The organism is Aeromicrobium sp. P2_G6 (assembly GCF_056403535.1).
This window is the reverse complement of the sequence record NZ_JBFUFH010000008.1, coordinates 92,438-114,440: the sequence shown is the minus strand read 5'-3', so window position 1 is coordinate 114,440 and position 22,003 is coordinate 92,438. Positions and strand designations below refer to the sequence as shown.

Annotated in this window: 19 protein-coding genes and 1 riboswitch; of the genes, 10 read left to right on the top strand and 9 right to left on the bottom strand. The window is 69.4% G+C overall.

Annotated features, from left to right (window positions below):
* Positions 1 to 106 precede the first annotated feature (106 nt).
* The gene (locus AC1DVU_RS21095; RefSeq protein WP_476924425.1) at positions 107 to 2,626 is read right to left on the bottom strand and encodes a DEAD/DEAH box helicase; all 2,520 of its coding nucleotides are present in this window, start codon (positions 2,624 to 2,626) and stop codon (positions 107 to 109) included.
* A gap of 83 nt (positions 2,627 to 2,709) precedes the next feature.
* On the opposite strand from AC1DVU_RS21095, the gene AC1DVU_RS21090 reads away from it, so the two are divergent.
* Positions 2,710 to 5,784, top strand: coding sequence for an AfsR/SARP family transcriptional regulator (locus AC1DVU_RS21090; RefSeq protein WP_476924424.1), 3,075 nt, complete (start codon positions 2,710 to 2,712; stop codon positions 5,782 to 5,784).
* A 55-nt stretch (positions 5,785 to 5,839) separates the two neighbouring features.
* Here AC1DVU_RS21090 and AC1DVU_RS21085 read toward each other — a convergent pair whose 3' ends face one another.
* On the bottom strand, positions 5,840 to 6,517 hold the full coding sequence (locus AC1DVU_RS21085; protein ID WP_476924423.1) for a CHAP domain-containing protein: 678 nt from the start codon (positions 6,515 to 6,517) through the stop codon (positions 5,840 to 5,842).
* Positions 6,518 to 6,699: 182 nt separating this feature from the next.
* Here AC1DVU_RS21085 and AC1DVU_RS21080 point away from each other — a divergent pair, with 182 nt between their 5' ends.
* The 3 genes from AC1DVU_RS21080 to AC1DVU_RS21070 all read left to right on the top strand — a co-directional run bounded on the left by AC1DVU_RS21080 (position 6,700) and on the right by AC1DVU_RS21070 (position 9,026).
* Entirely contained in the window at positions 6,700 to 7,272 is a 573-nt protein-coding gene (locus AC1DVU_RS21080) for a M23 family metallopeptidase (RefSeq protein ID WP_476924422.1), read from the top strand.
* A gap of 104 nt (positions 7,273 to 7,376) precedes the next feature.
* Positions 7,377 to 8,336: an NADPH:quinone oxidoreductase family protein gene (locus tag AC1DVU_RS21075; protein WP_476924421.1), complete on the top strand. Its 960-nt coding sequence runs from the start codon at positions 7,377 to 7,379 to the stop codon at positions 8,334 to 8,336.
* Positions 8,337 to 8,390: 54 nt separating this feature from the next.
* A complete protein-coding gene (locus AC1DVU_RS21070) occupies positions 8,391 to 9,026 on the top strand; it encodes a DUF2461 domain-containing protein (protein WP_476924420.1) in 636 nt (211 codons plus the stop codon).
* Between the two features lie 118 nt (positions 9,027 to 9,144).
* Here AC1DVU_RS21070 and AC1DVU_RS21065 read toward each other — a convergent pair whose 3' ends face one another.
* Positions 9,145 to 10,131: an aldo/keto reductase gene (locus tag AC1DVU_RS21065; RefSeq protein WP_476924419.1), complete on the bottom strand. Its 987-nt coding sequence runs from the start codon at positions 10,129 to 10,131 to the stop codon at positions 9,145 to 9,147.
* Positions 10,128 to 10,514 (bottom strand): MerR family transcriptional regulator, encoded by a 387-nt coding sequence (locus tag AC1DVU_RS21060; RefSeq protein ID WP_476924418.1) that lies wholly within the window; start codon positions 10,512 to 10,514, stop codon positions 10,128 to 10,130. Before AC1DVU_RS21060 ends, AC1DVU_RS21065 begins: the two co-directional genes overlap by 4 nt.
* Positions 10,515 to 10,582: 68 nt before the next feature.
* Here AC1DVU_RS21060 and AC1DVU_RS21055 point away from each other — a divergent pair, with 68 nt between their 5' ends.
* Positions 10,583 to 11,014, top strand: a complete 432-nt coding sequence (locus AC1DVU_RS21055) for a helix-turn-helix transcriptional regulator (RefSeq protein WP_476924417.1) — start codon at positions 10,583 to 10,585, stop codon at positions 11,012 to 11,014.
* Between the two features lie 67 nt (positions 11,015 to 11,081).
* A complete protein-coding gene (locus AC1DVU_RS21050) occupies positions 11,082 to 12,299 on the top strand; it encodes an SGNH/GDSL hydrolase family protein (RefSeq protein ID WP_476924416.1) in 1,218 nt (405 codons plus the stop codon).
* A gap of 72 nt (positions 12,300 to 12,371) precedes the next feature.
* On the opposite strand, the gene AC1DVU_RS21045 is transcribed toward AC1DVU_RS21050, so the two are convergent.
* Positions 12,372 to 13,082, bottom strand: a complete 711-nt coding sequence (locus AC1DVU_RS21045; RefSeq protein WP_476924415.1) for a hypothetical protein — start codon at positions 13,080 to 13,082, stop codon at positions 12,372 to 12,374.
* Positions 13,083 to 13,254: 172 nt separating this feature from the next.
* On the opposite strand from AC1DVU_RS21045, the gene AC1DVU_RS21040 reads away from it, so the two are divergent.
* Together AC1DVU_RS21040 and ligD are read left to right on the top strand one after the other, a co-directional pair.
* Positions 13,255 to 14,091 (top strand): SCO6745 family protein, encoded by an 837-nt coding sequence (locus AC1DVU_RS21040; protein ID WP_476924414.1) that lies wholly within the window; start codon positions 13,255 to 13,257, stop codon positions 14,089 to 14,091.
* 16 nt (positions 14,092 to 14,107) lie between these two features.
* Complete coding sequence (gene ligD / locus AC1DVU_RS21035; RefSeq protein WP_476924413.1) at positions 14,108 to 15,073, top strand: non-homologous end-joining DNA ligase; 966 nt, start codon at positions 14,108 to 14,110, stop codon at positions 15,071 to 15,073.
* A gap of 3 nt (positions 15,074 to 15,076) precedes the next feature.
* On the opposite strand, the gene AC1DVU_RS21030 is transcribed toward ligD, so the two are convergent.
* Positions 15,077 to 15,505, bottom strand: a complete 429-nt coding sequence (locus AC1DVU_RS21030) for an organic hydroperoxide resistance protein (RefSeq protein ID WP_476924412.1) — start codon at positions 15,503 to 15,505, stop codon at positions 15,077 to 15,079.
* Positions 15,506 to 15,598: 93 nt separating this feature from the next.
* Here AC1DVU_RS21030 and AC1DVU_RS21025 point away from each other — a divergent pair, with 93 nt between their 5' ends.
* Positions 15,599 to 16,165 (top strand): TetR/AcrR family transcriptional regulator, encoded by a 567-nt coding sequence (locus AC1DVU_RS21025; protein ID WP_476924411.1) that lies wholly within the window; start codon positions 15,599 to 15,601, stop codon positions 16,163 to 16,165.
* Between the two features lies 1 nt (position 16,166).
* Here the strand turns inward: AC1DVU_RS21025 and AC1DVU_RS21020 are convergent, their stop codons facing one another.
* Positions 16,167 to 16,724, bottom strand: coding sequence for a TetR/AcrR family transcriptional regulator (locus AC1DVU_RS21020; RefSeq protein WP_476924410.1), 558 nt, complete (start codon positions 16,722 to 16,724; stop codon positions 16,167 to 16,169).
* A 94-nt stretch (positions 16,725 to 16,818) separates the two neighbouring features.
* On the opposite strand from AC1DVU_RS21020, the gene AC1DVU_RS21015 reads away from it, so the two are divergent.
* Positions 16,819 to 17,535 (top strand): SDR family oxidoreductase, encoded by a 717-nt coding sequence (locus tag AC1DVU_RS21015; RefSeq protein ID WP_476924409.1) that lies wholly within the window; start codon positions 16,819 to 16,821, stop codon positions 17,533 to 17,535.
* On the opposite strand, the gene cobF is transcribed toward AC1DVU_RS21015, so the two are convergent.
* Both cobF and AC1DVU_RS21005 read right to left on the bottom strand, forming a co-directional pair.
* On the bottom strand, positions 17,536 to 18,270 hold the full coding sequence (cobF, locus tag AC1DVU_RS21010) for a precorrin-6A synthase (deacetylating) (protein WP_476924408.1): 735 nt from the start codon (positions 18,268 to 18,270) through the stop codon (positions 17,536 to 17,538).
* Entirely contained in the window at positions 18,267 to 21,866 is a 3,600-nt protein-coding gene (locus tag AC1DVU_RS21005; protein ID WP_476924407.1) for a cobaltochelatase subunit CobN, read from the bottom strand. The genes cobF and AC1DVU_RS21005 overlap by 4 nt, the downstream gene beginning before the upstream one ends.
* 25 nt (positions 21,867 to 21,891) lie before the next feature.
* Positions 21,892 to 22,000, bottom strand: a riboswitch (cobalamin riboswitch).
* Positions 22,001 to 22,003: the final 3 nt, after the last annotated feature.

Below are 22,003 nucleotides of genomic sequence, written 5' to 3'. Positions count from 1 at the left end.
GTGATCGAGTGGCTCCGAGGAACGAGGAGCCGTATCGAGATCACGTCACGTGGTCTCGATACACCGGCTCGTCCCTCGCCGGCACTCGACCACCGATGACCTCACTTCAGCGAGGGCCGACTTCGAGGATCGTGACGGCGGCTTCGCCGATCTCGTCGCTCTCAGCCAGGTCGATCTGGGCCGTGATCCCCCAGTCGCGGTCGCCGTCAGGATCGTCGAACGTCTGGCGTACGTTCCACGTCGTCGAGCCCTCCTCGACCATGAACAGCTCGGGCCCACGGGCGGCTGGACCGGTGCCGAGGTCGTCGTACTCCTCGCGGTACGCCGCCATCGCCTCCATCCACGCCGCGGCGTCCCAGCCGTCCTCGCCGTCGAGGTCACCGAGAGCGCTCCACCGGCCGAGCGCCGCGAGCTCGACGCGGCGGAACAGCGCATTGCGCACGAGCACGCGAAACGCCCGCGCATTGCCGGTGACGGGTCGCGGCGTCTCGGCCCCGGTCGCCTTCGGGCGTACGTCCTCGGGGTCGACGTCCGGGTTGATGAGCTGCTCCCACTCGTCGAGCAGGCTCGAGTCGGTCTGCCGGACGAGCTCGCCGAGCCACTCCGTGAGGTCGATGAGCTCCTCGTTGCGCAGCTGCTCGGGCACCGTGCGCAGCAGGGTCTTGTAGACGTCGGACAGGTAGCGCAGCACGAGTCCCTCGGACCGGGCGAGCTGATAGTCGCCGATCAGCTCGGAGAACGTCATCGCCCGCTCCCACATCTCGCGCACGACCGACTTGGGCCGCAGCTCGTGGTCGGCGACCCACGGATGGCCCTTGCGGTAGGACTCGTAGGCGACGCCGAGCAGCTCCTCGAGCGGCTTGGGGTGCGTGATCTCCTCGAGCAGCTCCATCCGCTCGTCGTACTCGATGCCGTCCATCTTCATCTCGTTGATGGCCTCGCCGCGGGCGCGGTGGCGCTGCGCGTTGATGATCGGCCGTGGGTCGTCGAGCGTCGCCTCGACCACCGACACCATGTCGAGCGCGTATGCCGGATCGTCGCGATCGAGCAGCTCGAAGGCCGCGACGGCGAACGGCGACAACGGCTGGTTGAGGGCGAAATTGGCCTGCAGGTCGACGGTCAGCCGGAGCGTACGCCCGTCAGCGTCCGGCGGGTCGACCGGCTCGACGACTCCACCGGCGAGCAGGGCGTCGATGATCTCGTCGACCTCGGCGAGGAGGCGGTCCTGCGACTCCTCGGTCTCGTCGCTCTCGCGCAGCAGCCGCTCCAGCGACGCGCGCGCGTCTCCCGGCCGAGAGATGACGTCGAGCACCATCGCGTGGCTGACCCGCATGCGGGAGACGAGCGCCTCGGGCGTACCGGTCGAGAGCTTGGCGAACGTCCCCTCGCCCCACGACACGAAGCCCTCCGGCGCCTTCTTGCGCTGGATCTTGCGCTGCTTCTTGACGTCGTCGCCGGCCTTGCGGACCAGCCGGGCGTTCTCGATGTCGTGCTCGGGCGCTTCCACGATCACGTGGCCGACGGTGTCGAAGCCGGCCCGGCCTGCACGTCCGGCGATCTGCTGGAACTCGCGCACCTGGAGCTGACGCTGGCGGACCCCGTCGTACTTCGACAGCCCGCTGAACAGCACGGTGCGGATCGGGACGTTGATGCCGACGCCGAGGGTGTCGGTGCCGCACACGACCTTGAGCAGCCCGGCCTGGGTCAGCGTCTCGACGAGCCGCCGGTAGCGCGGGAGCATCCCGGCGTGGTGCACGCCGACCCCCATGCGTACGAGCCGCGACAGCGTCTTGCCGAACGCCGAGGAGAACCGGAAGTCGCCGAGATGCTCGGCGATCACGTCGCGCTCCTCACGGGTCGCGACCTTGATGCTGGTGAGCGCCTGGGCCCGTTCGAGCGCCGAGACCTGGGTGAAGTGCACGACGTACACGGGCGTCTGGTGGGTCTCGATCAGCTGCTCGAGCGTCTCCTGGATCGGCGTCGAGACGTACTCCGAGATCAGCGGCACGGGTCGTTCCGACGTCGTGACGAGCGTGGTCTCCCGGCCCGTACGCCTGCTGAGATCGGCCTCGAACCGCGTCGTGTCGCCCAGCGTCGCCGACATCAGCAGGAACTGCGCCTTGGGCAGCTCGATCAGCGGCACCTGCCACGCCCAGCCCCGGTCCGGGTCGGCATAGAAGTGGAACTCGTCCATCACGACGAGGCCGATGTCGGCGTCGGCGCCCTCACGCAGCGCCATGTTGGCGAGGATCTCGGCAGTCGCGGCGATGATCGGCGCGTCGGCGTTGACCGCCGCGTCGCCCGTCACCATCCCGACGTTGTCGGCGCCGAAGATCTCGCAGAGGTCGAAGAACTTCTCGCTGACGAGCGCCTTGATCGGCGCGGTGTAGACACTGCACTCGCCGCGGGCCAGCGCTGCGGCCATCGCGCCGGTCGCCACCAGGCTCTTGCCGGAACCGGTCGGCGTCGCCAGGATCACGTTGGACCCGGCGACGCACTCGAGGATCGCCTCGTCCTGTGCGGGATAGAGGGTCAGCCCCCGGTGGTCGACCCACTGCGTGATGGCGTCGTAGACGACGTCCTCGTCCGTCGTCACGCCTTTCGGCAGCAGATCGATCAGACGCATATGAATCATTGTGTCCCGCACCTCGCAACCGACCTGCGCCGCATCCCGAGACATGCGGGGTCCGACCCGCTATCGTCGGCGCCGTGACGCGATCGGGGGACGTCGAGCTTCAGCTTCGGGTGCTCGGGCCAGTGACGCTCGAGTCCGACGGCGTACCGGTACGACTGTCTGCCCTCGAGCGCAGCCTCCTCGCCCGATCTGCGCTGACCTCGACCGTCGCCGGTCCGAGTCTCGAGGCCTGGCTGTGGGGAGACGACGCGCCACCCTCGGCGCCCAACCGCATCCAGGCGCTGGTGTCAGGCATCCGTCGCAAGTGCGCCGACGCCGGCGCCTCGCCCCTGCTCACGGAGGGCGGCGGCTACCGGCTCTCACCAGGCGTCCGGGTCGATCTGCTGGAGCACCAGGACCACCGCGGCCGCGCACGGAGCCTCGCGGCCAACGGATCCCCGGAGTGCCTCGACGCATTCCGTGACGCGCTGACGTTGTTCGACGACGAGGCGCTTCAGGGCATTGCGACGACGCCGGCCGTCGAGATCGAGCGCGATCTGCTGCAACAGGAACGGCTCGCGCTCTGGGAGGAGCACGCCGAAGCGGCGCTGGCCTTCGGGCGCGCCGACACGGTGCAGGCAGACCTCGCCGCACTCACGGCCCGGCACCCGTTCCGGGAGGTGCTCGTCGCCCACTACATGTTGGCCCTTGCCGCGACCGGGCAGCAGGAGCAGGCACTTCGCGTCTACCGCACGGCGTACGACCGCCTGGACGAGGAGCTCGGCGTCGCTCCGTCGGCGCGACTGCGGGAGGCGCACGCGCAGGTGCTCGACGGCCAACCTCCGGCCTCCGCCGAGGAGCGCGGAATCCTGGCACCGGATCCTGACGGTCCGGCAGCCCCGGCACATGACCTGCCGGTCCCTCGCACCTTGCCTCGACGGACGCCCGGCTTCGTCGGACGCGGGGACGCGCTCGCGACGCTCGAGGACGCTGCCGTCCGCGCGAGAGACGACGCCGTCGTGGTGCACGTGACGGGGCTGACCGGCATGGGCAAGAGCGCGCTCGCGATCGAGGCCGGGCAGCGACTGCGGGACGAGTTCCCGGACGGCACGCTGTACTTCGACGCAGCGAACGACCGTGACACCACCGCGGTGGAGACGGTCCTCGCCTCCTTCCTCCGGCTGCTGGGGGTGCACCCCGTGGCGGTCCCAGACGAGCCGAAGGATCGCGCTTCTCTCTTCCGGTCATTGCTCGACGGCAGACGGGTTCTGATCGTGCTGGACGGGGTCGACGCCGCGCCCGGAGGAACCCTCGACCTCAGCACCCTGGTCCCCGCCGCAGCAGGGTCGATGGCCATCGTCACGTCGCGATACCCGATCGAGGACCTCGCCGCCGACACCCAGCTGCGGGTCGGCCCGCTCTCGCCCGGTGAGTCACTCGACCTGCTCCGCTCTGTCGTGGGTGCCGAGCGGGTCGATTCCGACCCGGCCGGCGCAGCCGAACTCGTACGCATCCTCAGCGGTATGCCGCTCGCCCTGCGTGTCGGAGCCTCCCGCGCGGCCCAACGTCCCGACCTCTCGCTGTCGCGCGTGGCGGCGAGGGTGGCCGAACAGGTGCCTGACCGGGACGGGCTCGGGGCGCTCGCGGCGGGCCTGGCGCTGGTGTGGGAACGACTGCCGGAGGAAGCGCGTCACGCAGCGATCCTCATCTCGCAGCTGCCCACCAGCACGTTCAGCGGGTGGGTGCCGGGCGCCCTGCTCGACGACGAGGATGCGGGCGACCGGGCCATGGACGCCCTCGTGGCCTCGAGCCTCGTCGAGCCCGTGATCAGCACCGGTCGCACCGCCCAGTACCGCATGCACGACGTCGTGGAGCGCCTCGTCGTACCGCGCAACGAGGGCCCGGCCGGTCCCGATGCCCTCGTGCGCGTCGCCGAGCAGCTCCTCGAGCGTGCCGCCATGCCGCACCTGACGCATTCCACCCAGCTCGTGCCGCTGTCAGCGTTGCGAGGAGTCGACGCGCCCTCCCCGCTGGGCCGGGCCACGACTCCGCAGGAGCGACGGTTGAGCCAGGAGTTCTTCGCCACCGAGAACTCGCTGGCCAGGGCGTGTGCGCGCCACCTCGCCCCGCACCGTCCCGATCTCGCCTGGCGGTTGCTCGCGGTGACAGCCGGCGCCCATCACGTCTCGCCGTCCGAGGGTGACTGGGTCGCTGCGGTGGAGGAGGTCCAGCCACACCTCGGGCCCGGCGACGACGGCCGTCTGGGTGCAGCACACCTCGCCTTGTGCCGCGGCTGGCACCTGCAGTCGCGGGCGTCGTCGTCCGCCGAGGCACGAGCGCTCGCCGACCAGGCACGTCGCCAGCTCACGCTTCTCGGTGCCCACAGCGCCGCGGCGGCCTCCGCCATCCTGTGCGCCCTTTCCTGGCTCTCCCTCGGCCGGCGTGCCGAGGCAGAGCAGGACGTGCGCCGGGCCGAGGCATCGCTGGCCCATGTCGACGACCGGGTGCTCGCGGGCTGGGTCGCGATCGTCCGCGGGACGATCCACAACGACTACGACGAGCTGTCGGACGCCACGCGGGAGTTCACCCGCGCACGAGAGGTCCTCTCCGCGACCCCGGCCCGTGCGGCATTCGGGCAGGCGACGCTCGAGCTGTCACGAGCCTGCCGCCGGCGCGGCGCGCTCGGACCGGCGAACGTACTCGTCGACGAGGCACTCGCACTCCTCGACGGCGAGGCGGAGGCTCACATCTACAGCTACGTCCTCGACGCACGTGCGGAAGTCAGCGTCGCCCTGGGGCGCGGCGCGGAGGCGCTGGAGCAGGCCGACCAGGCGTGGCGACGCGCCTCGCAGTCACAGGACTCGTTCCTCACCGCCCGTGCCCGGCGCGCCCGGGCCGGTGGCCTGAGACTGCTCGGCCGCCTCGACGAAGCGGCCGCGGAGCTCCGCACCAGTGTCGAGGAGTTCACCCTGATCGACCGCGCCCTCAGCGTTGCGGCTTCACTGCGAGAGCTGGCCCTGGTCCTGGACCTCCAGGGTCGCCACGCCGAGGCAAACGAGGTCTACCGGCAGGAGCGTGCGGCCCGCGCCTCGGCCCAGCTCGTGACGGCCGACGACCTCGAGGGCGCGCTCCTCGACGACAGTCGTACGGACGGCGCGTCGACCGACTAGGCGCAACGGTGCCCGGTGGAAGACTCCACCGGGCACCCCCCTGCTCGGCGCCGACTCACTCCCGATCGGTGAAGCCCTTGAACGTCTTGCCCGAGATCGACGGTCCGTTGGAGTCCCAGGCGTAGACCTTGCGAGCGACCTCGTCGCCGTTGACGTTGCCCTCGATCGTCACGACCTGGTTGGTGTCGTAGTTGTAGCTGATGACGACGCCGACGTGACCGCCCGTGCTGGTGTCGAGGTTCTGCCAGACCAGCACGTCGCCCGGCTTCGGCTTGATGCCGCCGGCACCGTTGAAGGCGTGGAAGCGGTCGCCGACGCCGGTGCGCCAGGCCTGCGAGGAGGGGTACGCGTCAGGGATGCGCGGGTAGTCCGCCGGGTTCGGCGTGTTCTCGCCACTCCACACCCGTGCGACGAAGTAGCCGCACCACTCCTGGCCGTTGTAGTCGTTGAACTCGACCCGGTTGGCGTTGCTGCCACTGCGCTCGAGGACGTTGCGGTTCTCGGCGTCCAGCACGGTGCTCGTGTAGATCGAGGAGGTCGACGAGGTCTTGAACTTGCGCGGGTTGTTGAGGTTCGCGCGGGCCCGGTCGATCGTCTCCTGACGCAGCGCCGAGATTCCACCTCCGTCCGGTGCGGGGAGGTTGGCCGATGCCGGGGCGGAGAAGGCGGCGGTGCCGCCGACCAGTGCGAGCGAGGCCGCGGCCAGGGCGGTGCGGCGAAGGGAGAGCAACATGTCGTCCTCGTTTCGGTGTGGGAGGCCGAACCGTTCGGCTCGACGACAGCACCGTCGTCCCGGGCGCTGCGAATCTGCTGCGAACTTCCTGTGAGGCCACGCGCAGCGATGTCGCAGCGGCCCCGGCAACGCTCGAGCCACGGCACGGCCACCGGGGCTGGGCCCACGAGAGAGGAAACGCCATGAGCATCCGTCATTCCCGCCTGGCTCGCCTGGGTGCCGCCGTTGTCTGCACCGCCGCGCTGGTCACCGGAGGCGCGACCATCGCCGGATCAGCTGACGCCGCCGACACGTCCCGCCCGTTGATGAAGATCCCGTTCTCCTGTGGCGACACGTGGCGGGGCGCCACGTACTCGACCCACAGCCCGCTCTACGCCATCGACCTCAACCAGGGATCCGGCGACGACGACTGGGGCAAGCCGGTCAAGGCGAGCGCCGCCGGCACGGTCAAGGCCGTGCGCTACTACGCGCCGCAGTACGCCGGCGATCACACGTACGGCCACACGATCGAGATCAGCCACGGCAACGGATGGACGTCGTTCTATGCCCACCTCAAGGGCGGCACCACCACCGTGTCGGTCGGCCAGTCGGTCACCGCGAGCACGACCATCGCTCAGGTCGGCAAGTCCGGCGACCAGCCGACGTCGCACCTGCACTACGAGCAGCGGCTCAGCGGAGACGTCAAGAAGATCGTCTTCGGCGAGAGCCCCGTCGTCTACTACAGCACCGACTACTACACCCGTACGCGCTGCTGATCACTCGAATGACCGCGCCCCCGGACTGCCTCGGCACCGGGGGCGCAGTCGTGTCCCCTGCGCGCGCTAAGCGATCGCTTAGTGGGTGCGCTAGTCTCGCGGACATGAAAGCCGTACAGATCACGACTCTCGACGGTCCCTCGGCGATCGAGCTCGTCGACATCCCGAGCCCTGAACCCACTGATGACCAGGTCCTGATCCGCGTGCACGCGGCGGGCGTCGCGTTCCCCGAGGTCCTCCAGAGTCGCGGCCTCTACCAGCTCAAGCCCGACCTGCCGTTCACGCCGGGCGCCGAGATCGCCGGCGAGGTCATCAGCGCGCCCGACGGCTCGGGGTTCTCCCCCGGCGACCGGGTCGCGGCGCTGTGCCTGCTCGGCGGCTTCGCCGAGGAGGCGGTGGCCCAGCTCGACCTGACGTTCCCGATCCCCGACAGCATCTCGTACGAACAGGGCGCCGCGATCGTCTTCAACTACGGCACCGCCTACTTCGCGCTCGTCGAACGCGGCCGTCTCGCGGAGGGTGAATCGGTGCTGGTCCAGGGCGCCGCCGGCGGTGTCGGCACCGCCGCGATCCAGGTCGCGAAGGCTTTCGGTGCGGGCCGGGTCATCGCGGTCACGTCGACTGCCGAGAAGGGTGGCATCGCCCTCGAGGCAGGCGCCGACGCGTTCGTGCTGCCTGACGGCTTCAAGGACGCCGTCAAGGAGCAGGGCGGGGTCGACATCGTCGTCGACCCGGTGGGCGGCGACCGGTTCACCGACTCGCTCCGCTGCCTCAACGAGGACGGCCGCCTGCTCGTCATCGGGTTCACGGCCGGCGAGATCCCGACCGTCAAGGTCAACCGCCTGCTGCTTAACAACGTCTCCGTCGTCGGTGTCGGCTGGGGCGCGTACGCCTTGTCGCGCCCGGGTCATGTCGCCAAGGAATGGGCGGCCCTGGCGCCGCACCTCGAGAGCGGTGCGCTGCGCCCGGTCGTCGGCCCGACGTTCCCGCTCGCCGAAGCCACGCAGGCGCTCCTCACCCTCGACGAGCGCCGGGCCACCGGCAAGGTCCTGCTTCTGCCCTGAGCCTCGGCACATCTCGCCGAGCAGGACCTCGTGGTCACGAAGTAGCCTCGCAGGGTGTCCGAGTTCACCGGTTTTCCCGTCGAGGCCCTCGACTTCTACGACGACCTCGAGATGGACAACACCAAGACGTACTGGGAAGCCCACAAGCCGACGTACGACACGGCCGTCGCGACGCCGATGAAGGCTCTGGTCGCTGCGCTGGCTGACGAGTTCGGCGACGCCAAGGTGTTCCGGCCCTACCGCGACGTGCGGTTCGCCAAGGACAAGACGCCCTACAAGACCCACCAGGGCGCGTTCGTGCCGAGAGGCCCGGCGACCGGTTATTACGTGCAGGTCGGCGCGCCGGGCGTGCGCGTCGGCGTGGGGTTCTACGAGGCATCGTCGCCCCGGCTGGCCAGCATCCGCGACGCGATCGTCGACAAGCGCCGCGGTGGCGAGCTCGAGGAGATCCTCGCGACGATGCAGGCTGCCGGGTGGGAGCTGGGCGGCGACCGGCTCAAGACCGCGCCGCGCGGCTTCGACGTCGACCACCCCCGCATCGAGCTGCTGCGGCACAAGTCGATGACGCTCGGCAAGAGCTACGGCTTCGAACCGTTCATCCACACGCCCGAGCTGCTCGACCACGTACGCGCGGACTGGCGCGAGGCGACACCGTTCGTCGAGTGGGTGCTGCGCTACGCCAAGGCGTAGTTCTTCGGCCCCGTGAGCACCTCGGTGGTTGAGGTGCGCAGGCCGCCCGCGGCCGGAGCCTCGAAACCACGGTGGTTTCGAGGCTCCGCTTCGCTCCGCACCTCAACCAACGGACTCGTCAGACGTGGACCGCTCTCATGCCGGCTTCGTCGTAGCGGTCTCCCAGGGTCACACCCACGGGGGCCGCGTCGGCGAGAGCGGCCAGGTCCTCGTCGGTGAGCTCGACGTCGACCGCCGCAGCATTCTCCTCGAGGTAGGTCCGACGCTTCGTCCCTGGGATCGCGACGACACCGTCCTGATGCAGGACCCAGGCCAGGGCCAGCTGCCCGGGCGTGACGCCCTTGGCACCAGCCAGCGCCCGCACCTTGTCGACGACCGTCAGGTTGTGCGTCATGGCCGCGTCGCCGAACCGCGGCATGTTGCGGCGCCAGTCGCCCTCCGGCAGGTCCGCCGGAGACGAGATTGCTCCGGTCAGCACGCCACGGCCCAGGGGTGAGTACGCCACGAACTCGATGCCGAGCTCACGCGTCGTGTCGAGGACGCCGTTGACCTCGGGGTCGCGCTCGAACAGCGAGTACTCGGTCTGCAGCGCCGTGATCGGGTGCGTCGCGTGCGCGCGCCGGATCGTCTCGGGCGCCGCCTCGGACAGACCGAGGTAGCGGACCTTGCCCTCGGCGACGAACTCCGCCATCGCGCCGACGGTCTCCTCGATCGGGACGGTCGGGTCGACGCGGTGCAGGTAGTAGAGGTCGATCGTCTCCATGCCGAGGTGCTTGAGCGAGCGTTCGAGCGCCTTGCGGGCGTACGCCGGGCTGCCATCGGCCGGGCCCATCGTGCCGTCGTCCTCGATGTGCGTGGCGAACTTCGTCGCGAGCGCGAACTCGTCACGCCGATGGCCGATCGCCTGCCCGATGAGCCGCTCGTTGAGGAACGGTCCGTAGATCTCGGCGGTGTCGATCATCGTGATGCCGAGGTCGAGCGCCCGGTTGAGTGTCGCGGTCGACTCCACGTCGTCGCGCCCGCCGTAGAACGCCGACATACCCATCGCGCCAAGCCCCTCGACACTGGCCTCGAGCCCTTGGCTCCCCCATGCGGTGGTCTTCATCCGTTCACCATCTCCTTGTAGATCTCGATCTTGCGGTTGATTGCGGCGAGGTGGGTCTGCACCTCGCTGAGCTGCTCCAGCACGTGCTCGCGGTGCGCCTCGAGGATCGCCATCCGCGCGGACTCGCTGCCGTCGACCCGGTAGAGGTCGACGAAGCGGCGGACGTCACGGATCGGCATACCGGTCCGGCGCAGCATGACGAGGGTGCCGAGCCAGCGCACGTCCTCCTCGGTGTAGCGGCGCTGCCCCGACGCAGAGCGCTCGGGGCGGTGAAGGGACAGGCCCTCCTTCTCGTAGTAACGCAGGGTGTCGACGCTCAGCCCGCTCAGCTCGGCGGCGCCGCTGATGGTCAGCCCCTCGGCGGGGACCTCGGTCACAGTCATGACTTCAGCATTCACCCTGGAGCGCACTCCAGGTCAAATGCGACCGAGCCGGGTGCCATCATTGAGGCGTGGCCAACGAGGACCTGGTCCTGCTCCGCAGGGCGCGCGACACGATCGACCGGGAGTACGCCAAGCCGCTCGACGTCGAGGCGCTGGCCCGCGTCGCGCTGATGTCGTCCGGTCACTTCTCGCGGAGCTTCCGCGCGGCGTTCGGCGAGACACCGTACGGCTATCTCATGACCCGGCGCATCGAGCGCGCCATGGCGCTGCTGCGTCGCGGCGACCTGTCGGTCACCGAGGTCTGCTTCGAGGTCGGATGCTCCTCACTCGGGACCTTCAGCACGCGGTTCTCCGAGCTCGTCGGCGAGAGCCCCAGCGCGTACCGGGCCCGCGACCACGGGGACGACGAGGGCATACCTGCGTGCATCGCGAAGGTCCTGACCCGGCCGCTGCGTCAGCGGCCGTTACCCGAAAGTAATTTAGGTCTTCCCAAAGTGTGACGTGCACCACTAGGTTCGGTTCGGGCCCACCGGGTCGGGGGGAGCACGACCGCCTAGGAGGCACCGCATGTCGCTGGTCAGCCGAGCACGTCCACTCGTCGGAGCGTTGAGTCTGGCGTTCGCCGCACTCACCCTCGTACCCGCACCATCCGCCCAGGCGGACGGCCCCGGCAGCGGCACACCGTACGTCGTGTCGGTCGGCGACTCGTACATCTCCGGTGAGGCCGGCCGCTGGGCCGGCTCGTCCAACGACAGCGCCTCGCGGGCCGACGCGCTGGGCGGCACGGCGTACTTCGACAACGCCTCGAACACCGGCGAGCAGATCAACCGGTGCCACCGCAGCAAGAGCGCCGAGATCTACATCGGCGGCGGGGTGCTGGGACTCAACCTGGCCTGCTCCGGAGCCCGCACGGCGACGTCCGACGGCAGCGACTTCAAGCCCGGACTCGACTTCTACGACAACGGGGCCGGCAAGCAGGGGCAGGCCAAGATGCTGCAGCAGTTCGCTGCGACGCACAACGTCAAGATGGTCACGGTGTCGATCGGCGGCAACGACTTCAACTTCGCTAGCGTCGTGCAGTCGTGCGTGACGGACTTCCTCTCGTCGCCGTCGTGGTGGAAGGACTACTGCAAGGACGACAGCAGCGTCGTCGCCAACTTCACGACCAGCAACGTCGCCGCGGTGAAGACCCGGATCGCGACCGCGTACGCCAACGTCCGGACCGCGATGCGCAACGCCGGGTACGCCGACAGCTCGTGGACCCTGCTGGTGCAGAACTACCCGTCACCGGTCCCGAACGGCTCGGGCTTCCGCTACAGCGAGAGCGGCTACACGCGCCAGAACACCGGCGGTTGCGGCTTCTGGAACGCCGACGCCGACTGGGCCAACAGCACCGCGCTGCCCACGATCAACAACACCGTGACCGGGGCGATCAGCCAGGCCGGCATCACGAACGCCAAGACGCTCAACCTCGCGTCGACTTTCAACGGCCGGCGGCTCTGCGAGGGCGGCATCGGCCTGTACGAAGAGGTCGGCCTGGCCAACTGGACGGCCCCGACGGCGGTCGACCGTACGGAGTGGGTCAACCAGATCCGCACGGTGACGACTGCTGGCGACAGCCCGTACTACATCCAGGAATCGCTGCACCCCAACTACTGGGGCCAGCTCGCGACCCGCTCGTGCGTGCGTCAGGCATACAACGGCGGTACGCCCAGGAGTGGCGCCTGCGTGCGCACCGGCACCGGGCTGACGTCAGCGGGCGAACCAAGGATGACGCTGCAGTAGACCCTCGATGGGAGTGACGTTTGGGTCGCGAATCGCCGTGCGACCCCGACGCAAACGTCACTCCCAGCGGGCTCAGGGGCCGATCGGCGCGAGATCGAAGTCGTCGTTCGTCATCCGCATCAGGGCGACACTGACTCCGGCGAACCCGACGGCGAGCACCAGCAGGCCGATTCCCTGACCGACGGTGCCGGGAATGAACGGGTGCGTGGCGCCGCCGATCATCACGGCGAACGCCGCCCAGGCCGGCACTGCCCTGCTCCGCCGCAGGGCGCCGCCGAGCAGGCCCAGCCCGAAGACGATGCCGGCGATGAACATTCCCGAAGCGATCCCAAGAAGCGGGTCGTGCTCCATCGCATCCTGCAGCGCCGCCATCGAGGTGGGGTCCAGATCGTGCTGCACGGTCACGAGCCCCAGGTTGCCTGACGGGAGGAGGGCGATGCCGGTGAAGAAGCCTGACAGCGCGATGAGCGCACCAACCGTGGACAGCCGCGGAGCGCCCCGGCGGGCGACCCAGATGACTCCCATGGTGGCGGGGATGAGCAGGACCACGAACACCGCGTCGAGCCATTTCAGGGTCTCCATCAGTCCGCGGTGCGCCTCGAACCACGTGACGGACTCCTTGAAGGTCACGTCGCCCGCGACGGGCGTCAGCAGGTAGTACACGGCCTTGGCGGGCATCGGCAGCAGCACGATGATCGCGAGCACGATGCGCCAAAAGCCACGTCTGTCGCGAGGTGGCGCCTGAGGTTCGGGAGTGGTGGGAGGTGCGCTTCGGGTCTTCATGATCGACTCCTGACGATGGACCCACGATGGGTTGCCTCGATCGTTGAGCGCGGACCCTTCCCGGGGACAGGGCAGCGCATCCCGGAGGGCTCCCGCGTCTTCGGGAGTCCGTCCCGGCGTCCGGGAGCGACCCGGCCCGCCGGGGTTGCGCTCAGTCGGCGAGACTTGCGGCATGACCAACGGCACAGCCTTCTGGCGCTCGATCGAGGCGGTTCACGACGTCGTCTACTTCGCTCCTGGCACCCGGCAGCGTTACGAGGCGATCGGCCTCAAGGGCTACTGGATGGGCTACATGGCCTCCCGCTCCGCGGCGGTCGGGACACCGGCGCCGGAGCTCGTCGTGGCGCTGTTCCAGGGCTTCGCGCCGCGTATGGTCGCCCGTGCACTGCCGGATGCCTGGTCGATGGCATCGCGCGATGACGTCCTGCGGACCCGGTACGACCTGGCCCGCGAGGCGCTCGCGCCGGCACTCGTCGACCTCGACACCGACCGCCTCGCCAGGGAGCTGTCAGCGATCACGCGAGGCATCGATTTCGCCGGCAAGCCCCTCGCCGCCGCGCACTTCTCGCTGCCGGAGCCGGATGATGCCCCGGGGCGGCTGTGGCATGCCGCGACCGTGATCCGCGAGTATCGCGGCGACTGCCACATCGCGGTGCTGACCTCCGCGGGCCTCGACGGTGCAGCCGCGAACGCCCTGGCCGTCGCCGCGGGTCTCGCTGGTGAGCAGCAGCGCAAGATGCGCGGCTGGACCGAGGACGAATGGGCGGCTGCGATCAGCCGGCTGGCGACGCGCGGCTGGGTCGATGCCGATGGCACGATCACCGAGACCGGGCGTTCGGCCCGTCAGCAGATCGAGGACGCGACGGATCGCGTGTGCGCGGCAGGAATCGATCGCGAGGCCACGGGCCGCATGATCACGATCGAGGCGCCGCTGCTGGCGCTGGCCCAGGCGATCGACGCGACCGGCGCAGTGCCGTACCCCAATCCCACGGGCGTACGTCGGCCCTAGCCTCTAGCGTGGGGCCATGGCCAAGGCATCGTCGCCCGCGGTGGAGATCGAGGTGGACGACAAGGTCGTGCGCGTCACCAACCCTGACCGGGTCTACTTCCCCGACCGCGGCTGGACCAAGCTCGACCTCGTCGACTACTACCTCGCGGTTGGCGACGGCATCGTCAACGCGCTGTACGAGCGGCCCTGCATGTTGCACCGTTTCCCAAAGGGGCTGGCAGGCGAGAAGGTGCATCAGAAGAAGCTCCCGTCGGGCGCGCCGCCGTGGGTCAGGACCGTCAGCGTGCACTTTCCCCGCTTCAACCGCGACGTCCACGAGCTCTGCGTCACCGAGCTCGCCTCGGTGATCTGGGCCGTGCAGATGTCGACCGTCGAGTTCCACCCCTGGAACAGCCGCAAGGCCGACGTCGAGAAGCCCGACGAGTGGCGCATCGACCTCGACCCCGGACCGGAGTGTGACTTCGCGACCGTGCAGCGCGTCGCCCGGGTCGCCGAGGAGGTCCTCGACGAGATCGGGGCGACGGGATTCCCGAAGACCTCAGGCGGCAACGGCCTGCACGTCTACGTCCGCATCAAGCCCGAGCACGGCTTCAAGGACGTACGCCGTGGGGCGCTCGCGTTCGCGCGGGAGGTCGAGCGGCGAGCGCCTGACGACGTCACGACAACCTGGTGGCGCAAGGATCGCGACCCGGCGCAGCTGTTCGTCGACTACAACCAGAACGCCCGCGACCACACGATCGCGGCGGCCTACTCGGTGCGCGGCTTCCCGGACGGGCGGGTCTCGACGCCGATCAGGTGGGACGAGGTCGACGACGTCGATCCACACGACTTCACGATCGAGACCGTGCCGGCCCGGTTCGCCGAGCTCGGTGACCTGCACGAGGGCATCGACCAGGCGGTGTTCGACATCGCGCCACTGCTGGAGTGGGCCGACCGGGACGAGCACGAAGGTGCCGAGCCGCCGGTCGACCCGGAGGACTGAGCCTCAGGCGACCTCGACGTCGAGGATGACGTCGATGTTGCCGCGAGTCGCGTTGGAGTAGGGGCACCACTCGTGCGCCACCGACACGGCCTTCTCGGCGTCCTCCTGGGACACGCCGGCCATCTCGACGCGCAGCGTGACCGCGAGGCCGAACCCGCCCAGACCGTTCGGGCCGATGCCGACCTCAGCGGTGACGGCGGAGTCGACGACGTCGACGCCGTGCTGTGCCTTGCTCGACTTGAGCGCCGAGTGGAAGCACGCCGCATAGCCGGCGGCGAACAGCTGCTCGGGGTTGGTCGCGCCGCCTGCTCCGCCGAGCTCGACCGGGAAGCGGACGTCCGTGTCGAGGAGGCCGTCACTCGAACGTACGTGTCCGTTGCGGGCGTCTCCGGTCGAGGTGGCGACGGCGGTGTAGAGGATCTGCTCGGGCATGCGGGGCTCCTAGGTTTGAGGTAGACTAACTAGTACGTCTACATTGATCAAACCACGATCATGGGACCATGGCAAACCCGAAGGAGTGTGACGATGGCGACCACCGCAGCCCCCGTGCGTGATCGCATCCTCGATGCCGCGACGCGTCGCTACTACGCCGACGGCATCCGGGCCGTCAGCGCCGACCGGCTCATCGCCGAGGCGGGCATCTCGAAGGTCACGTTCTACCGGCACTTCCCCACCAAGGACGACCTGATCACGGCCTATCTCCAGCAACAGGTCGCATGGTCCGAAGGACTCCTGACCCAGAAGCGGGCCGAGCTCGCAGGCGACCCCATGGGTGTGCTGCGCTGGTACGCCGAAGGCATCGGCGCACTGGCCTGCTCGCCGGGCTTCCGCGGCTGCGCGTTCATCAACGCCGCCGCGGAGCTGTCGCAGCCGGACCACCCCGGGCACCGGGTCGTCATGGATCACCGCACGTGGCTCGTCGGCCAGTTCGCCGAGCTGTTGACCGAGCTCGGCGCCGCCGATGTCGACGCCAAGGCTGAGCAGTTCATGATGCTGCGCGACGGGGCGATGGTCGCGGGCTACGTCGGGCGTACGCCTGAGGCCGTCGCCGACACGCTCACTGCCGCCTTCAGCGCGGTCATCAGCAGCTGAGTCAGACCCCTTGCGAGGCCAGCAGCGCCTCGACCGCCGACCGCACAGCCGGCGACCCCGCACCGCGCACGACGCTGTAGGCACTGACACCGTCGAACATCATCGTGAGCTGGATGCCGAGGGCTTCCGGATCCTTGGCGCCGGCGAGACGTGCCTGCTCCTCGAACAACGCGTTGAGCTCGAGCTTGTAGCCGAGGGCGGCGACGCTCGCTGGATGCTCGCGGTCCTTGAGCTCGGTGGCCACGTTGACGAACGGGCAGCCGTGGAACTCCGGCGTGGCCGCCTGCGCGTTGAGCGCGTCGAAGACCGCCAGGATCCGCTCGCGCGGCGGAGCATCGGGAGCGGTGTCGAGCCCGTCCATGACGTGCGAGGCGCGGAGCTTGAGCATCTCGACGAGGACCTCGTCCTTGCTGCCGAAGTGCTGGTACATCGACCGCTTCGAGACCTGGGCGACGTCGCACAACCGATCGACGCCGATGTGGACGCCCTCCGCGTAGAACAGCTCCTCGGCAGCCGCCAGCAGTCGCTCGCGGGGCTTGGGCTTGGTCGTCGTGGTCACGCACCCAGAATAGGCGCCCGGTTGCGGAAAGTAAACTGATCTGTGTACTCTTCCAGAAGTACACCCATCTGTTTACTTCTCTCAAGGACCCACCATGACCTCACTCGCCAACCAGACCGTTCTCGTCACCGGAGCCAACCGCGGCATGGGCAAGGAGTTCGTCCGTCAGCTCCTCGAGCGCGGCGCGAAGAAGGTCTACGCGACCGCTCGCGACGCCTCGACGATCGACACGAGTGATCCGCGTGTCGTCGCGCTCCAGCTCGACGTGACCGACGCCGACTCCGTCGAGGCCGCTGTCGCCGCGACCCCCGACGTGAACGTCCTGATCAACAACGCCGGAATCGTCGCGGGCGGGCCGCTGCTGACCGCTGACCAGACCGCGATCCGCCAGGAGTTCGAGACGAACTACTTCGGGCCGCTGCGCCTGGCCTCGCTGCTCGGCGACCGCATCGCCGAGAACGGCAACGGCGTCGTCCTCAACACCCACTCGGCCCTGTCCTGGGTGTCGTTCGGCGGCACGTACGAGCCGACCAAGGCTGCGCTCTGGAGCGCGACGAACGGCATCCGGCTGGCACTCGCGCCCCGCGGTGTCCAGGTCGTCGGGCTGCACGTCGGCTATGTCGACACCGACATGGTCGCGGAGGTCGACGCGCCGAAGTCCGACCCCGCGGACGTCGTGAAGTCCGCCCTCGACGGCATCGAGGCCGGAGCGTTCGAGGTGCTCGCCGACGACGTGAGCCACCAGGTCAAGGCCGGGCTCGCCGCACCGATCGAGGCGATGTACCCGCAGCTCGCTGCCCAGCCCGCCTGATCAGCTCCGCAGCAGGTAGGCGTCCATGACCCAGCCCGCGTCAGCCTTCGTGGCGGCGCGGGCTGCGTCGACCTCGGCAGCGACATCGGCGACCGAGCCGGCAACGAGTCGCTCGTGCTCGGTGCCGAGGTTGGCACCCCACCAGATGTGCCACTCGTCGAACCCGTCGAGGTCGATCCGGGCGCTGAGCATGACGAGGATGTTGTCGGCACCGGCCTCGACGGCCTCCCGCAGCTTGCGAGCCGTCGTCACCGTGATGGGCTGGCCGATCTCGTGCAACACGATGCGGTGACGGGCCGCGAGCAGCTGCAGGCTGGAAATGCCAGGAATGACGTCCCACTCGGCCTCGACCTTGCCGCGCGCCAGCACCCGCTCGACGATGCGGATGGTGGAGTCGTAGAACGCCGGATCGCCCCACACCAGGAAGCCGACGTCGCCGGGCTGCTCGAGCATGACCTGTTCGTACGCCTCGGCGCGCGCCTCGTGCCAGTCGCTCACGGCGCCCTGGTAGTCGGCAGGGTCAGCCCGGTCGCGATCGGGATCGCGTACGGCCACGACCTGCGCGCCTGACCCGACGTGCCGGGTCAGCAGCGCCTGCCGTGCGGCCAGCAGCGGGTCGTCGGGGCCCTTGTCGGCGACCACGAAGTAGGCCACCGAGTGCATCGCCGCAACCGCCTCGAGCGTCACCTGGTCCGGGTCGCCGGGTCCGATCCCGATGACCCGGATGCGCCTCATCCTCGGTCCTCCAGGTCGCCCTCGATGTCGAGGTAGACCTGCTGCATCTCGGCGAGCACGTCAGGATCCGGGTCGGCCCACAGGTCGCGCTCGGCCGCCTCGTTGAGCCGCTCGATGATGCCGCGCAGCGCCCAGGGGTTCGACTTCTTCATGAACTCCTGGTTGACCTCGTCGAGCACGTACTCCTTGGCGAGGGTCTCGTACATCCAGTCGTGGACGACGCCCGTCGTGGCGTCGAAGCCGTAGAGGTAGTCGACCGTCGCGGCGAGCTCGAACGCGCCCTTGTAGCCGTGCCGCTGCATCGCGCCGATCCACCGCGGGTTGACGACACGGGCGCGGAACACGCGAGTCGTCTCCTCCTGCAGGGTCCGCGTGCGCACGGCGTCGGGTGTCGTCGAGTCGCCGACGTACGCCTTGGGGTCCGTGCCGGTCAGCGCGCGGACGGTCGCGACCATGCCGCCGTGGTACTGGAAGTAGTCGTCGGAGTCGGCGATGTCGTGCTCGCGGGTGTCGATGTTCTTGGCGGCGACCGCGATGCGCTTGTAGTTGGCCCGCATGTCGTCGGCCGCCGGCGCGCCGTCGAGGTCACGGCCATAGGCGAACCCGCCCCACGCGGTGTAGACCTCGGCGAGGTCCTTGTCGTCGCGCCAGTTGCCGGCCTCGATGACCTGCAGGATGCCGGCGCCGTAGGAGCCGGGCTTCGAGCCGAAGATACGGGTCGTGGCCCGGCGCTGGTCGCCGTGGTCGGCGAGGTCGCGCTGCGCGTGCGCGCGTACGTAGTTCTGGTCGTCGGGCTCGTCGAGCTCGGCGACCTGGCGGATCGCGTCGTCGAGGATGCCGATGACGTGCGGGAACGCGTCGCGGAAGAATCCGGAGATTCGTACGGTCACGTCGATGCGCGGACGCCCCAGCTCGTCGAGCGGGATGACCCGCAGGCCGTTGACCCGCCGCGAGGCGGGATCCCACTCCGGCTCGACGCCGATCAGCGCGAGCACCTCGGCGATGTCGTCGCCGGACGTACGCATCGCCGACGTGCCCCAAACCGAAAGACCCACGGAGCGCGGGTAGTCGCCGGTGTCGGCGAGGTGGCGTTCGATCAGCGAGTCCGCCATGGCGCGACCGGTCTCCCACGCCAGGCGGGACGGGACAGCCTTGGGGTCGACGGTGTAGAAGTTGCGACCAGTCGGCAGGACGTTGACGAGTCCGCGCAGCGGCGAGCCCGATGGACCCGCGGGTATGAAGCCGCCGGCGAGCGCGTGCAGCACATGGTCGAGCTCGTCGGTGGTCTTGGCCAGTCGCGGCACGACCTCAGTGGCGGCGAACTCGAGGACCCGCACGACATCCGCATCTTCACTGAGAGTCTCAGCCATTGAAGGTTCCCATTGTGCATTTTCCATGCCCTGCACCAGGGCGCGGGCCTGCTCCTCGATCTGGTCGATGTCGCCAAGCTGCGAGCCTTCTTTGAGGCCGAGCGCAGCACGGAGTCCGGGGACTGCTCCGGTCTCACCGCCCCAGATCTGGCTCGCACGCAGGATCGACAGCACGAGATTGACCCGCGCCTCGCCCTGGGGCGCATGGCCGAGCACGTGGAGACCGTCGCGGATCTGTGCGTCCTTGATCTCGCAGAGCCACCCGTCGACGTTGAAGATGAAGTCGTCGAAGTCGTCCTCGTCCGGGATGTCGTCGAGGCCCAGGTCGCGGTGCATCTCCGCGGCCCGCATGTGGGTCCAGATCTGCGACCGGATCGCCGGCAGCTTGGCCGGGTCCATCGCGGCGATGTTGGCGTACTCGTCGAGCAGCTGCTCGAGCTTGGCGATGTCGCCGTACGACTCCGCGCGCGCCATCGGCGGGATCAGGTGGTCGACGATCGTGGCATGTGCGCGGCGCTTGGCCTGCGCGCCCTCGCCCGGGTCGTTGACGAGGAAGGGGTAGATCAGCGGCAGGTTGCCGATCGCGGCGTCAGTGCCGCAGGACGCCGACAATGCGGCGTTCTTGCCCGGCAGCCACTCCATCGAGCCGTGTTTGCCGAGGTGGACGACAGCGTGAGCACCGAATGCCTGCTCCACCCACCGATAGGCGGCCAGGTAGTGGTGCGATGGCGCCATGTCGGGATCGTGGTAGATCGCGACGGGGTTCTCGCCGTAGCCGCGAGGCGGCTGGATCATCAGCACGATGTTGCCGGCGCGGATCGTGGCCAGCACGATTTCTTGTGCCCCTCCATCAGACCCAGTGTTGACGAAGAGCTTGCCCGGAGCCGGACCCCACGCCTCGAGCATGGCGTCGCGCAGGTCGGGGTGGAAGCCCTCGAACCACTCGGCGTACTGCGCAGCGGGGATACGGACGTGGCTCTCGGTCAGCTGCACCTGGGTGAGCCACTCCTCGTCCTGGCCACCGGCCGCGATGAGCGCATGGATCAGCGCGTCACCGGCCTCGGTCAGGTCGTCGAGCTCCAGTCCCGGGATCTCGCCTGGCGCACCGAGGTCATAGCCCGCGTCGCGCATCTCGCGCAGCAGGCGGATCGTCGACACCGGGGTGTCGAGGCCGACGGCGTTGCCGACCCGGCTGTGCTTGGTCGGGTACGCCGACAGCATCAGCACGATCTTGCGCTCGGACGGCGCGATGTGGCGCAGCCGCGCGTGGGCGACCGCGATGCCGGCGACCCGGGTGCAGCGCTCGGCGTCCGCGACGTAGCGCGGCAGGCCGTCCTCGTCGATCTCCTTGAACGAGAACGGCGCCGTGATGATGCGGCCGTCGAACTCCGGGATCGCGATCTGGTTGGCCGAGTCGAGCGGCGTGACGCCGTCGTCGGACGCTTCCCAGTCCTCACGGCTCGAGGTCAGGCAGAGACCCTGCAGGATCGGGATGTCGAGGGCCTTCATGCGCTCGACGTCCCATGCCTCGTCGTCACCGCCGGCGCTGACGGTGCCGGGCTTGGTGCCGCCGGCCGCCAGCACCGTGACGATCAGCGCGTCGAGCTTGGCCAGCTCGGTGAACAGCTCATCGGGCGCGGCCCGCAGCGACGAGGAGAAGATCGGCACGCCGTACGCCTCGCCGGTCGCGTCGATCGCGTCGGCGAGCTGGTGCGCGAACGCGCTGTTGCCCGACGCCTCATGCGCCCGGTAGTAGAGGATGCCGATCTTCGGAAGGTCGCCGGTCGGCGCGGGTCGCTCCGCCAGACCGAACTCCGGAAGCACCGCAGGGGGCTCGAAGCCGACACCGGTCAGCAGCACGGTGTCGGACAGGAAGGCGTGCAGCTGCCCGAGGTTGGCCGGGCCACCCTCGGCGAGATAGCGATGCGCCTCTGCTGCGGTGCCGACCGGCACGGTCGAGTGGCTCATCAGCTCGGCGTCCGGGGTCTGCTCGCCGCCGAGCACCACGACCGGCACGCCGGAGGCCAGCACCGCGTCGAGGCCGTCGCGCCACGAGCTCGCGGTGCCGAGGATGCGTACGACGATGAGGTCGGCACCGTCGATCGTGGGCGGCAGCTCAGCGGCGACGTCGAGGCGTGCCGGGTTGGCCAGCACGTAGTCGGCGCCGCTCGCCCGCGCGGACAGCAGGTCGGTGTCGGACGTGGACAGCAGCGCGATGCGCGTCATGTTCCTCCTCGGGGTTCTCGCCCCGTGTGGTGGGTTGCTCCACGCCCAGTGTCTGGCTGGCCTGACGGCGACACAGTGGCGGAACCGCTCCGGAGTTGCACCGGATTCCTGCGACGTGGAAGTGCCGATCAGCCTAC